The 12,511-nt window shown below is 70.7% G+C and carries 10 protein-coding genes; 4 read left to right on the plus strand and 6 right to left on the minus strand.

Going from position 1 to position 12,511, the window contains the following annotated elements; all coding sequences use genetic code 11:
* The first annotated feature begins 57 nt into the window (after window positions 1-57).
* The 4 genes from IEW13_RS17775 to groL all read left to right on the plus strand — a co-directional run bounded on the left by IEW13_RS17775 (window position 58) and on the right by groL (window position 5,513).
* A complete protein-coding gene (locus IEW13_RS17775; RefSeq protein ID WP_188550514.1) occupies window positions 58-1,227 on the plus strand; it encodes a resuscitation-promoting factor in 1,170 nt (389 codons plus the stop codon).
* A gap of 528 nt (window positions 1,228-1,755) precedes the next feature.
* A complete protein-coding gene (locus IEW13_RS08500; protein ID WP_188550515.1) occupies window positions 1,756-3,207 on the plus strand; it encodes a cytochrome P450 in 1,452 nt (483 codons plus the stop codon).
* Between the two features lie 384 nt (window positions 3,208-3,591).
* Window positions 3,592-3,885 carry a co-chaperone GroES gene (gene groES / locus IEW13_RS08505; protein WP_188550593.1) on the plus strand — a complete coding sequence of 98 codons (294 nt, stop codon included), beginning with the start codon at window positions 3,592-3,594 and terminating at the stop codon, window positions 3,883-3,885.
* Window positions 3,886-3,920: 35 nt separating this feature from the next.
* Window positions 3,921-5,513 (plus strand): chaperonin GroEL, encoded by a 1,593-nt coding sequence (gene groL, locus IEW13_RS08510; RefSeq protein ID WP_188550516.1) that lies wholly within the window; start codon window positions 3,921-3,923, stop codon window positions 5,511-5,513.
* A 144-nt stretch (window positions 5,514-5,657) separates the two neighbouring features.
* Here groL and IEW13_RS17780 read toward each other — a convergent pair whose 3' ends face one another.
* From IEW13_RS17780 to IEW13_RS08540, 6 genes are all read right to left on the minus strand, one after another.
* A complete protein-coding gene (locus IEW13_RS17780; RefSeq protein ID WP_188550517.1) occupies window positions 5,658-7,385 on the minus strand; it encodes an ATP-binding cassette domain-containing protein in 1,728 nt (575 codons plus the stop codon).
* The gene (locus tag IEW13_RS08520) at window positions 7,382-8,149 is read right to left on the minus strand and encodes an energy-coupling factor transporter transmembrane component T family protein (RefSeq protein ID WP_188550518.1); all 768 of its coding nucleotides are present in this window, start codon (window positions 8,147-8,149) and stop codon (window positions 7,382-7,384) included. The genes IEW13_RS17780 and IEW13_RS08520 overlap by 4 nt, the downstream gene beginning before the upstream one ends.
* Before the next feature lie 92 nt (window positions 8,150-8,241).
* On the minus strand, window positions 8,242-9,120 hold the full coding sequence (locus tag IEW13_RS08525; protein ID WP_188550519.1) for a histidine kinase: 879 nt from the start codon (window positions 9,118-9,120) through the stop codon (window positions 8,242-8,244).
* Between the two features lie 68 nt (window positions 9,121-9,188).
* Window positions 9,189-10,100: a queuosine precursor transporter gene (locus IEW13_RS08530; RefSeq protein WP_229745019.1), complete on the minus strand. Its 912-nt coding sequence runs from the start codon at window positions 10,098-10,100 to the stop codon at window positions 9,189-9,191.
* A complete protein-coding gene (locus IEW13_RS08535) occupies window positions 10,097-11,188 on the minus strand; it encodes a nucleoside hydrolase (RefSeq protein WP_229745020.1) in 1,092 nt (363 codons plus the stop codon). The genes IEW13_RS08530 and IEW13_RS08535 overlap by 4 nt, the downstream gene beginning before the upstream one ends.
* Before the next feature lie 36 nt (window positions 11,189-11,224).
* Complete coding sequence (locus tag IEW13_RS08540) at window positions 11,225-12,436, minus strand: serine hydrolase domain-containing protein (protein ID WP_188550520.1); 1,212 nt, start codon at window positions 12,434-12,436, stop codon at window positions 11,225-11,227.
* Window positions 12,437-12,511: the final 75 nt, after the last annotated feature.

A 12,511-nucleotide genomic window follows, 5' to 3' on the forward strand; every position in this document is an offset into this window, starting at 1 on the left:
CACGAACGTCTCCCATGACCGTATACGTCTTCCCCGCAGATCCGATTGGAACCACCCTTGCCAGCAATCCTGAGGAACCGCAAGGTCCAGATCGCCGGACAGGCCGTCGTCATCACCGCCCTCCTGGGCGGCACCGCGGCCTTCGTCGGACTCAACAAGCCCGTCACGGTGACGGTGGACGGCGAGGCGCAGCAGGTGCGCTCCTTCGGCCACGACGTCGCCGATGTGCTCGACTCGCAGGGCATCGAGGTCTCCGGGGCCGATGAGGTGCAGCCCGCTCTGAGCACGCCGATCGAGCGCGGATCCGAGATCGTGGTGAACACGGAGAAGGACGTGCAGGTCGTCCTGGACGGACGCCACCTGGAGGAGACCACCTACGGCAACACGGTGGCGCAGGCGCTCGCGGATCTGGGCATCGACGCACGCGGCGCGGACCTCTCGCTGCCGGTCGACGCCCCGGTGGAATCCGGCGAGACCGTGATCGAGGTGGCCACCGACAAGGCCATCCAGGTGCTCGCCGACGGTGAGGCGCACCCGGTCGAGGGCACCACCGTGACGGTGAGCGAGGCGCTCACCGCCGCCGGCGTCGAGGTGGGCGAGGACGACATCGTCTCCGCTCCGCTGAACGCCCACGTCGTCGACGGCCAGAAGGTCCGCGTGCTCCGGGTGGTCGAAGAGACCGTCACGGAGGACGAGGAGATCGACTACGAGACCGAGACCAAGGACAGCGACGACCTCTACAAGGGCGAGACCCGCGTGGAGACCGAGGGCAAGAAGGGCAGCAAGAAGGTCACCTACGACGTCCGCAAGGTGGACGGCAAGGAGACCCGCAAGGAGAAGCTCGAAGAAGAGGTGACCGAGGAGCCGGTCACCCGCGTGGTCCTGGAAGGCACCAAGGAGCGCTCCTCGTCCGGCTCGGGAAGCTCGTCCGGGTCCAGCGGCGGCGGCAACACCGGCCGTGAGGCGCCCTCCGTGGAGGACAACAGCGTCTGGGACCGCCTCGCGCAGTGCGAGTCCGGCGGCAACTGGTCCATCAACACCGGAAACGGCTTCTACGGCGGGCTGCAGTTCATGAAGCAGACCTGGGACGCGATGGGCGGTGGGCAGTACGCCGAGTACCCGCACCAGGCGACCCGCGAGCAGCAGATCGACATCGGCAAGAAGCTGCAGCGCCAGGCCGGCTGGGGCCAGTGGCCCTCCTGCTCCCGCCAGCTGGGTCTGCGCTGAGCGGCTGAAGCCGGCACCGCCGCTGAGCGCGCGCCGGCCTGCGCGCTGCGGCCCGGAAGGCCTCCGCGGGCAGATGCCCGCGGGCTATGATCCAGCGCGCATGAGACCGGTCCCCGTTACCCAGGGGCCGGTCTCATGGCGTTACGGGGACGGTCGCGGAGAATCCGCCCGCCGGGCGGCGGTCGGCTCGCTCGGGCGGGAAGCCGTGCTCAGTCGAACCAGGCGTCCGGCCGGCTCATGGAAAACTCATGGAGATCAGCTCGCGCGTGCGGGAGGGGTTCGTCTCATTCGATCCCTGTCATTCACCCCTGTGATCCCCTGCACTGGCAGGGGAGACGGATCTGCTGGCCCGCTGGTTGTGCGGCCATGATCGCTGGGGGCTGCCCCGCGTGCCGGGGCGACGCTAACTGGGACGAGCGGAGGATCATGGGCACCGCGGGCAGGGGGGGGCGAGGGGGAAGTGCACACGCGCGCCTCGGTATGGTGAGGGACACGTACGATCGCCGACGACGCACCGGAGGTGCAGTCATGACACGTACCGCCCGCCCCGCTCCCGCCCACGTGCAGAACCCCTTGCCGCGCGCCACCGCCCTGGAAACCGCTCAGGTGCTGCGCGACGTGCAGGCGCCGATGATCGCCAAGGGCCCCATCATCCGCCGGCCGCGCGTGGTCGGCGTGATCGAGCGCTTCGGCCTGGAAGGCCGCGCCGTCGCCCGCATGCAGGCGCTCTCGGACCGCTACGGCAGCGGCCCCCTCATGCTCGCGGTTCCCGGCCGTGATATAGCCCTGGTCCTCGATCCCGAGCATGTGCACCGGGTGCTCGCCGAGACCCCGGAGCCGTTCGCACCGGGTGAGATGCTCAAGCGGAACGCCCTGAAGCACTTCGAGCCGGAGGTCGCGCTCGTCTCGCATGGTACCGAGCGTGCCCAGCGCAGGCGCCTGAACGAGCAGGTGCTCGATGACGGCCACCCGGTGCACCGCATGGCCGGGGACTTCCTGCCGGTGGTCGAACAGGAGGCCGTCGCCCTGCTGGAGACTGCGGACAGGGCCGGCAGTGTACTGGCGTGGGACGAGTTCAAAGCGGCCTGGTACCGGGTGGTGCGCCGCGTCGTCCTCGGGGACTCCGCTGCCGACGACACCGAGCTGACCGATCTGATGGAGAAGCTGCGCGCGGATGGCAACTGGGCGTTCTTCAAGCCGGTCGACACCCGTGCCCGCGCCGAGCTGCACTCGCGGCTCCAGGCGGCGCTCGACCGCGCCGAGCCGGGCAGCCTGGCCGCGTTCATGGCGCGCGCCGACGCCGGTCCCGACGACTCCCCGATCAACCAGATCCCGCAGTGGCTGTTCGCCTTCGACCCGGCGGGGATGGCGACGTTCCGGGCGCTGGCGCTGCTGGCCGCCCACCCGGAGCGGATGGCGCAGGCTCGCCGGGAGGTGGCCGCTCGGGCCTCTGAGAGCGTCTCCGAGCAGGCCACCGGCCAAGCCTCCGGGCCCTCCGGCGGCGCTGCCGGCCGAGCCGCGGGATCCTCCGGCACCGCGCCGCTGAAACCCCTGGGCCTGCTGCGGGCCACGGTGCTGGAGTCGCTGCGGCTGTGGGCCACCACGCCGATGCTGCTGCGCCAGACCACCAGGGAGGTCGGCTTCGATCACGGTGTCCTGCCGGCCGGTGCCACTGTGCTGATCTTCGCGCCGTTCTTCCACCGCGACGACCGCCATGTCGAGGTCGCGCACCGCTTCGCCCCCGAGCTGTGGGATCCGGATCGGACGGCCGAGGCCGGGGCGCCCGTCGGCTGGCCCCTCGTGCCGTTCAGCGCCGGGCCCGGCATCTGCCCCGGCCGGCACCTGGTCCTGCTGCTGACCAGTTCGTTCCTGGCCCGCCTCATCGGGGACCGCGAGATCGCGGTGGCCTCGCACCGGCTCGATCCCGAGCACCTGCCCTCGCTGCTGAGCAACTTCGCACTGGAGTTCCGGCTCAGCTGAAGCGGGCGGCGCGCAGGCCGGGGGCGGGTTAGTCCCGGGGTGGTGCGCAAATTCCGCGTGAGCTCACGCGGAAATAGTGCACAAGGCCGGACGTAACAGCGGCGCTGGGTCGGCTGCCCACGGAAGGCCTCCGCTGCTGACGGCTGTGCCTGTGGCTGCGCCGGTGCGAGGCGCCGCCGGAGCCTCGATGCAACCGTTCATGACGCGCTCCTGGCACTCAAGTTGACCGAGTGCTAAGCGCGTTCTAAAGTCGAATTGGCAGTCGCTATGCGCGAGTGCTAAAGACCTGGAAGGGATCCGCTGTTCGCACACCCGCGACGGCGAGCGGCCGGGGAACTCCAGACCAGCATCGAGATTCTCTACCCAAGAAAGGGAGTGTCCGAATTGTCGGTCTCCATCAAGCCTCTTGAAGATCGGATTGTCATCCGCCAGGTCGAAGCCGAGCAGACCACCGCTTCCGGCCTCGTCATCCCCGACACCGCCAAGGAGAAGCCGCAGGAGGGCGAGGTCGTCGCCGTCGGCCCGGGTCGCATCGACGACAAGGGCAACCGCGTGCCGCTCGATGTGAACGTGGGCGACAAGGTCATCTACTCCAAGTACGGCGGCACCGAGGTGAAGTACGGCGGCGAGGAGTACCTCGTGCTCTCCGCCCGCGACGTGCTCGCAGTCATCGCCTGATCAGGCGCACTCGAACCTAGGACTGGAGAGAGTCAATGCCGAAGACACTGGAGTTCAACGACGACGCTCGCAAGGCGCTGGAGCGCGGCGTTGACGTGCTGGCCGACACCGTCAAGGTGACGCTCGGCCCACGCGGGCGCAATGTCGTGCTCGACAAGAAGTGGGGCGCGCCGACGATCACCAACGACGGCGTCACCATCGCCCGCGAGGTGGAGCTCGAGGATCCGTATGAGAACCTCGGCGCCCAGCTCGCCAAGGAAGTCGCCATCAAGACGAACGACGTCGCCGGCGACGGCACCACCACCGCCACCGTGCTGGCTCAGGCGCTGGTCCACGAGGGCCTGCGCAATGTGGCCGCCGGGGCCGCACCCGGCCAGCTGAAGGCCGGTATCGAGGCCGCTGTGGAGGCCGTCGAGGAGCGCCTGAAGGAGATCGCCCGCGATGTGGACGGCTCCAAGGAGATCGCCTTCGTCGCGGCCCTGTCCGCCCAGTCGCAGGAGATCGGCGAGCTGATCGCCGAGGCCTTCGAGAAGGTCGGCAAGGACGGCGTCATCACGATCGACGAGTCGCAGGCCGCCTCGGTGGAGCTGGAGTTCACCGAGGGCATGCAGTTCGACAAGGGCTACCTGTCCCCGTACTTCATCACTGATGCGGACCGCCAGGAAGCCCTGCTCACCGATCCGTACATCCTGATCAACCAGGGCAAGATCTCGGCCATCCAGGACCTGCTCCCGATCCTGGAGAAGGTCCAGCAGGCCGGCAAGCCGCTGCTGATCGTCGCCGAGGACGTCGAGGGCGAAGCGCTGTCCACCCTCGTGGTGAACAAGATGCGCGGCATCCTCAACGTCGCCGCCGTCAAGGCTCCCGGCTTCGGCGACCGCCGCAAGGCGATCCTGGAGGATCTGGCGATCCTGACCGGCGGCACCGTGGTCACCACCGACCTCGGCATCAAGCTGGATCAGATCGGCCTGGAGGAGCTCGGCAGCGCCCGCTCCGTGCGCGTGACCAAGGACACCACCACCATCGTCGACGGCTCCGGTTCCGAGTCGGACGTCGCCGGCCGGGTGGCGCAGATCCGCGCGGAGATCGAGCACACCGATTCCGACTGGGATCGGGAGAAGCTGCAGGAGCGCCTGGCGAAGCTGGCCGGCGGCGTGGCCGTCATCAAGGTCGGCGCCGCTACCGAGGTGGAGCTCAAGGAGCGCAAGCACCGCGTGGAGGACGCCGTGTCCGCCACTCGTGCCGCCATCGAAGAGGGCATCGTGCCCGGCGGTGGCTCGGCGCTGGTGCAGGCCGGCAAGGTCCTGGACGAGAAGGACCTCGGCCTGTCCGGCGACGCCGCTACCGGTGCTGCCATCGTCCGCCGGAGCATTCGCGAGCCGCTGCGCTGGATCGCGGAGAACGCCGGCCAGGACGGCTACGTGGTGGTCTCCAAGGTGGAGGAGCTCACCGACGGTCAGGGCTACAACGCCGCTTCGGACACCTACGGCGATCTGATCGCCGACGGTGTCATCGACCCGGTCAAGGTGACCCGTTCGGCGCTGCGCAACGCGGCCTCGATCGCGGCACTGGTGCTGACCACCGAGACCCTCGTGGTCGAGAAGGTCGACGACGAGGACGAGGACTGACCTCCTCGTGAGTCGACGGTGGCGGATGAACAGCCCTGCTGGGGCGGTTTCGTCCGGTAACGCCTGACAGGAGCGCCAGAACCGGCCCGCACAGGATGACTGTGCGGGCCGGTTCTTCTTGCGCGTGGACTCCCGCGGCTGCTTTTATGGCGCGTGTGATGGCGTCGTGTCCTCAGGCGGGCAGAGATGGACGGTGCGGTCGGCGATGCTGCTGGCCCAGTGCAGGTCGTGGGTGGCGACCAGCACCGTGCCGCCCGCGCCGGTGAAGTCGTTCAGCAGTGTGTTCAGCCGCTGCATGCCTGCCAGGTCCCGGCCGAGTGTCGGCTCGTCCAGGAGCAGCGCTGCGGGTTCGAGCAGCAGCGCGGAGGCGATCACGAGGTCCTTGCGCCGGGCGGGGGAGAGGTCGTAGGGATGCGTGGCGGCATCGTGTTGGAGGTCCAGCCGTTCCATGATGCCGTCCACCTGTTCGTGCCGGCGTGCCCGCAGGCGTGTGCGCTCCGTTCGGCGATGCCTGGCAAGCGGCACGGCGCCTTCCAGTTCCGCGCGCGCCGATGCCGCCGAAAGCTGCATACCGGGGTCCTGGCCCACCCAGGCCAGATGGCGGGCACGCGCATGGAGCGGCAGCGCGCCCAGCTCCGTGCCGGCACGATCGATGATGCTTCCGGCGACGTCGTCGACGGGTCTCTTGCCGCGCCGGCGACCCCGGGTGAGTCCACCCGTCCTGCGCCGGCCGGAGGCGGGGATGTCCTCGGGCGAGGTCCCCGGGCGGTCTGCCGGACGGTCTGCCGGGCGGTCTGCCGGACCGAGCAGCCCGGCCAGAGCTGCCAGCAGCGTGGACTTCCCGGACCCGTTCGCGCCCAGCAGCGCCGTGGTGGTCCCGGCGAGGAGATCGAGGTCCACGCCGTCGATGACGGTTCTGCCGCCGCGCCGCACCCGCAGTCCGCGGACGCGCAACAGGAGATCCTGCCCGGTGCCTTCTTCCCCGCCGTCACGTCCGGGCGCCTGTACGCCGGGCAGCCGGGAGGTGTCGTGGACGCAGGAGGAGCTTCCGGCCCGGAAAGGAGCGTCTTGTGGAGCAGAATGGGCTGAGCCCGGTACCGGACCTGCCGCCGGCCTGGTATCCCAGACCCCGTAGCGGCTGAGCAGGGCAGGCTGGGCAGTCACGTTCCCGGTGCCGGTCAGACGGCCCCGGTCCAGGAGCAGCACGTGGTCGCAGGCGGCGCTGAGCTCATCGTGCTGATGGCCGGTCAGCAGTACCGCACCGCCGGCCTGGCGGTGCGCGTCCAGAGCGCGGAGCAGATGCGCGCGCGCCCGGGCATCGAGGGCCAGGCCCGGCTGGTCCAGGATCACCAGGGGCGGGGCGAGCACCAGCAGCCCGGCCAGCGCCGTCAGCTGGCGTTCCCCGCCGGAGAGCGTGCTGACGTCCCGTCCGGCCAGATGCGCGATGCTGAGGGCGCTCATCGCTTGCCCGACGGCTCCCGGCAGGCTGTCCCGGAGCATGCCGGTGAGCCGAGCTGGCAGGGAGACCTCTTCCGCGGCGGATCTGCTCAGCCCGGTCAGCTGCGCCTCGGGATCGTCGCCAAGGAGCGCGGCGCGGGCGTTCCTGTTCACGGTGCCGCTGTGCTCCCCGCGGTCGCTCAGGAGCCCCGCGGCCAGCCGCGCGAGCGTCGACGTCCCGGAACCCTGAGGCCCCAGCACCGCGATGCCCTCGCCCGGCCGGATGACCAGGTCGATGTCCCTCAGCGCCGCGGCGTCTGCGTCCCGGTAGCGGAAGCCTGCCTTCTGCAGCGTCAGTAGCGGGATGGGGTTGCCTGGCTCAGCGCGGATGCTCCGGCTACCGGGGCCAGCCGGCGGCAGGCCTGTGGCGTTCATGGGTGCTCACTCCCGGCCGCCAGGGCGGGGATCAGGTCACTTGCCGCGGGAAGTGGCAGCCAGCCGCCGATGGAGGCCGCGACCACGGCGAGGGAGAGGGCCGGCAGTGCCCAGCGCAGCGTCCGCTGCAGCCGTCCATCCGGATAGCGCCGCCAGGGCGCCGGCCGGCGGGCTGTGCCGAAGCCGCGCTGGACGAGGGCGTCGTGCCGCTGATCCAGATCGGTCAGGGAGGATAGCAGGAGCCCCGCGGCGATGCCGCCCAGAAGCCGCAGCCGCACGCCGAGCCGTCTGGTGTCATGGCCGCGCGCCGCGCGGGCGGCGAGCGTGTCACCGAGTCGCTGCCGCAGTCGCGGCACCATTCCCACCGCGGCGGCGCAGACGTATGCCAGGCCGAGCGGCAGCCGCAGGACGATCAGCGCGTCGAAGACGCGGCCGGCATCGGCGCTCAGGGCGAAGACCAGGCAGACGGAGACCATCGCCGCGACCCGCAGCCACAGCTGGGCGGCCACCGCGGCGCCCTCCGCCGTCAGCCGTGCCGGACCCCATGACCACAGGACCTCGGCGGGGCCCGGGTAGAACAGCCCCTGGACCACGCCGACGACCAGCAGCATGGGACCGGCGAGGACAAGCATGCCCAGGAGCCAGCTGCGAAGTCTCACCCGCGGCGAGCAGAGGGCGGCCGCGGCGGAGAGCAACAGCACCGCCGCCGGCATCAGCGGGGAGGCCACCCCGTAGACGAGCAGCATCGCGCAGGCCAGCAGCACGAGAGCCGTGGCCGGATGCAGGAGACCGGGTTCCTCCGGCTCCGGGACGACTATCGCGACCGTCCCGGAACCTGGGAGCCCGGAGCCGGCGGTCAGGGCAGGTCCTCCCCGGAACGGGTACCAGCGCCGGCGGACCGTCCGGGGACCTTCGGCGGGAGGGAGTGAGCCGTGAACGCGAACCGGCTGCGCAGACGCTGGGGCACGGCACGGAAGGCGAGGAAGGCCACCGCGAAGACGATCGCCTTGTCGATGATGTCCGAGGGGATGGCCTGCAGGGTCGTGGCGGCGAGCATCGAGGCGCCGGCGGCCTGGAACGCCGCGACCACGCCGCCGGTGCCGACCCCCAGACCGCCGCCGAAGACATAGGCGGCGACCGGCGCGCCGAGCAGACCAGCGGGAATGCCGGCCACGCCTCCGGCCAGGATGGCCGTCCAGAGGCGGCGGAATGCTCCGGCGCGGGCTGCCCAGCCGGCGGCCGCGCCGATGAACGCCGCACCGGCGGAGAACGGGATGAGGCTCGGGTTGATGGTGACGCCCCAGATGAGGTTCGTCAGGACGCCGGTGAGGGCACCGGCCGCGGGACCGGCCAGGACGCCGATGAGCACGGTGCCGAGGGAGTCGAGGTAGAGCGGGATGGGGGTGAGCGTGCCGACGATCTGGCCGATGACGACGTTGAGCGCGATCATGACCGGCAGCAGTGCCAGCACAGTGGCGGGGATGCGGGGCAGCGCCCCGGCGGCGATCAGGAGCGCGCCGGCCAGATAGCCGGCCATGACGGCGAGGGTGGTGTGGCCGAGGTCGGCGCCCAGGGTGGCCGGCTGGGTGGCGAGGATCCACAGGTAGGTGCCGGCGATGACGAGAGCCCCGGCGGCGATGAGCAGGGTGGACCACAGCGGCGCTGCGGGAGGTGTGGCTGCGGGGCCCGCCGGAGCGGCGGACCCCTGTCCAGATGCGGGATCGTTGCTGGTCATGAGGTGTCCTTCGGGGCGAGATGGATGGATGGTGGCAGTGCGGTCGGCGCGGGTGTCAGCGCCCGGCCTCAGCCGTGCTGACGGTAGGTGGGCTCGTGCCGCTTGAGTGTGTTCACCACCGCGTAGGTGACCGGCAGCAGCAGGAACTCGACGGCGCACTTGTACACGAAGCCGAAGAGCACATAGCTGATGAAGTCCGCGCCGGGGATGATCCCCGCGAACGCGACGGTGCAGAAGATGAGGGTGTCCAGGAACTGGCCCGCCACGGTGGAGCCGGACAGGCGCGCCCAGAGGTGGCGTTCGCCGAAGCGGCGTTTGATGCGCACGATGATGAACGAGTTCAGCAGCTGGCCGACCAGGAACCCGGCCACGCTGGCCAGCAGGATCCGGGGGTAGAAGCCCAGGACCGCCTCGAAGGCCGCTTGATGCTCATAGCCGGGGCCGGGTGGGGCGATCATCACGGCGTAGAAGGTCAGCGCGGCGACGATCTGCACGCCGAAGCCGACCAGGATGGCCTTGCGGGCGGCGGCGAAGCCGTAGATCTCGCTGATGACGCCGCCGGCGATGTAGGCCAGGGGGAAGAGGAACGCGCCGCCGTCGGTGACGATCGGACCGAAGGAGATCACCTTGGTCGCGGAGATGTTCGAGACGAGGAAGAAGGCGACCAGGAGGGCCATCAGGATCGCGTAGAAGCGGCCCTGGGAGGAGGCGAAGAGAGCCTCGCCTGCCGAGGGGCGGCGGGCCTCAGAGCCGGTGCCGGCGACCGGGGCTCCGGCCGGGGAACCGGCTGGAGCGGGCCGGTCCGTGGCGGTCGCGGTCGCTGTGGTGCCGGCTGCGGCGCGGCTGCCGGTGCTGCCGGGGTTGCCGCGCTCTCCGGGCGGTCCGGGCGCAGCATCGTGGTGCCGGGTGGTTTCGCTGGTGTCCGCGGGGCCCGCCGGGCTGGCGGACCCCTGCCCAGATGCGGGATCGGCGCTGGTCATGATGTCGGTCCTCTCATCAGTACGGTCTGCAGGTGCTCCAGGAAGCCGCCGGCGTCGATGCGCCGGATCACTTCCGCGTTGGGCGTCCGGTTCCAGCGGCCGAGCCAGTCGGCCACGGTCTCGCCGCGGGTCAGGGTGCCGTGGAGCTCGACGTCGATGGCGACGCGTGCGGTCTCTGCCCAGGGGATTATCCCGTCTGCGCCGCGGTCAGGCGAATCGTCGGCGGTCCCGTCGTCGGCGGTCCCGCGGCCTGCCGCGTGCGCCCGCGCCCAGCCGATAGCGGCGGCCAGCACGTACGGATCGTGGATATGCGCCAGATAGCCGTGGCCGTCTGATTCGTGGAACTCGAAGTAGAACCTCAGTGCCGCAGCGAGCTGTTCCAGCCAGTGCTGCCACCGGTCGTCGCGCGGTCCGGGCTCGCGGACCGCGTTTCCGGCCGCGTCGTGCCCGGTGCCGTCCCCGAGGATCGCGTCGAGCCGTTCCGGGGTCATCACGACGGCTTCCGTGGCCTCGAGCGGCCCGATGACCGGCAGGCTGTCCGCCCGGCCGAAAGCGGCGAAGACGCGGGCCGCGGCCTCGGGATCGCAGCTGATGTTCCACTCGGTGGTCGGCCGGGTGTTCCCGCGGTAGTTGAACGCGCCGCCCATCACGAAGAGCCGCCGGATGAGCGCGGGCAGGCGCGGTTCGATCTCCAGGGCGAGCGCCAGGTTCGTGGCCGGTCCCAGCAGGACGCCGACGAGTTCACCCGGATGGGCTCGGGCGGCCTCCACCCAGGCGCGGGCGGCGTCGCGGGCATCGGGCACGGCGTCCTGCGGCAGGACCGCGTAGCCGGTTCCGGTGTCCCCGTGCGTGTCCTCGGCATACTCCGCCTCGCCGGAGAGCGGCAGGTCCGCGCCCGGATGCACCGGGACGTCGGCGCGGCCGGCCAGGGCGAGCCAGCCGAGCGCGTTGCGGACCACCTGCCCGGTGGGCACGTTCCCGCCGCTGGCGGCCACTCCGGTGATCAGCACGTCCTCCTGGCAGAGGGCGTAGCCGAGGGCGATGGCATCGTCGATGCCGGGGTCGCAGTCGATGAAGAGCGGGATCATGCTCCCCATTCTGCCGGTAGGCACGGACAGGCGGCCTCAGCCGCTCCAGGCCGCGAGGCATCGGGCCATGACGCGGAAGGGCAGGCTCTGAGCATTCCGACCGCCGGCCTGGTCCACCGTCCCGGCGAGATCCACGCCGAGTTCCGGGCAGGAGAAGAGCCAGCTGCCGGTGGCACCGGAGTGTCCCACGAGGGTGACCGCGCGCAGCCGGCCCGCCACCGGGATCACGGTCCGGAAGATCATCGTGCCCATGCCATATCGCAGCACGGGGATGTTCCGCAGCCGGTTGCGCCGTTCGGTCAGCAGGGCCGCTGTGCGGGTGCTGCGGAAGAGATCACCGCGGCGCAGCGCGCGCTGAAAACGCAGGAGATCCCCGGTGGTGCTGATCAGATCGTTGCTGGAGGCGATCAGGGAACCGAGATTCACGGGATGACGTCCGGCGCAGATGGTGGTGGGAGGCGGTGCCGGATCGTCGCCCGTGAGATGCGGGCCGGCCGCGCCGTGCCCGGGTGCGGCGCCGTGCCGTGGAGCTGGACTGTGCCCGGGGTGCCAGGTGTGGTGCAGTCCGGCCGGTCCGGTGATCCGTTCGGCCAGCAGCCCGGCGAAGTCCTGTCCCGTCACGGTCTCCAGGATGCGGATCAGCAACTGGAAACCGGTGTCCGAATAGCGTGCTTTCTGGCGGGACGCGGAAAGGTCCTGCGGGGCGAAGTGCCCTCGCTGCTGCTCGCGGGTCGTCCTGATCATGTCCTCGAAACTCCAGGACGTGTCCTGGCCGGCGGCGAGCCGGGAGTAGAGGCTCGGGCCGTCGCTACGACGCTCGAAATGATCCGGCAGCCCGGAGGTGTGCGTGGCCAGGTGCCGCACCGTGACGGCGGGCGTGTGATCGGTTCCCCGCAGGGTGTGCAGCCCGGTGGTGACGTCCGGCGGCAGTACGCCGGTGATCGGAGCTGCCAGATCGACCTCGCCGCGCTCGTGCGCCTGCAGCAGCAGAGTCACGATGAATCGCTTGGTGACGGAGGCGATGAAGAAGGGGCGGCCCGGATCCGGAGGCCCCGCCTCATCGGCGGCACCTGCGGCGGCGGACCACCGGAGGCTCCCGTCGGCACTGGCGACGGCCACCGTCGCGTGGTGCAGGCGCTGCCCTCCCCGGCGCGCGATGAGCTTTTGCAGCACACGTTGCAGTCGTGCCTGCGCGTCCGGCCGGGCGGTGTTGTCGCCGGCGGGGACCACGAGCGGCGGCCTGTCCATGACGCTCCCTTCCTCACTAGATGTATGCGATATGTCTATTAGACATATCTATGAGAGTCAAGCCGCTAGGATTGC

Origin of the sequence: Sediminivirga luteola (assembly GCF_014639315.1) — a bacterium.
GTDB classification, from domain to species: domain Bacteria; phylum Actinomycetota; class Actinomycetes; order Actinomycetales; family Brevibacteriaceae; genus Sediminivirga; species Sediminivirga luteola.

Excerpts from the sequence above, each read along its gene's own strand:
- IEW13_RS08500 (WP_188550515.1), top strand. The coding sequence starts at position 1,756 with ATGACACGTACCGCCCGCCCCGCTCCCGCCCACGTGCAGAACCCCTTG.
- groL (WP_188550516.1), top strand. The coding sequence starts at position 3,921 with ATGCCGAAGACACTGGAGTTCAACGACGACGCTCGCAAGGCGCTGGAG.
- IEW13_RS17780 (WP_188550517.1), bottom strand. The coding sequence starts at position 7,385 with ATGAACGCCACAGGCCTGCCGCCGGCTGGCCCCGGTAGCCGGAGCATC.
- IEW13_RS08525 (WP_188550519.1), bottom strand. The coding sequence starts at position 9,120 with ATGACCAGCAACGATCCCGCATCTGGACAGGGGTCCGCCGCTCCGGCG.
- IEW13_RS08530 (WP_229745019.1), bottom strand. The coding sequence starts at position 10,100 with ATGACCAGCGCCGATCCCGCATCTGGGCAGGGGTCCGCCAGCCCGGCG.
- IEW13_RS08535 (WP_229745020.1), bottom strand. The coding sequence starts at position 11,188 with ATGATCCCGCTCTTCATCGACTGCGACCCCGGCATCGACGATGCCATC.
- IEW13_RS08540 (WP_188550520.1), bottom strand. The coding sequence starts at position 12,436 with ATGGACAGGCCGCCGCTCGTGGTCCCCGCCGGCGACAACACCGCCCGG.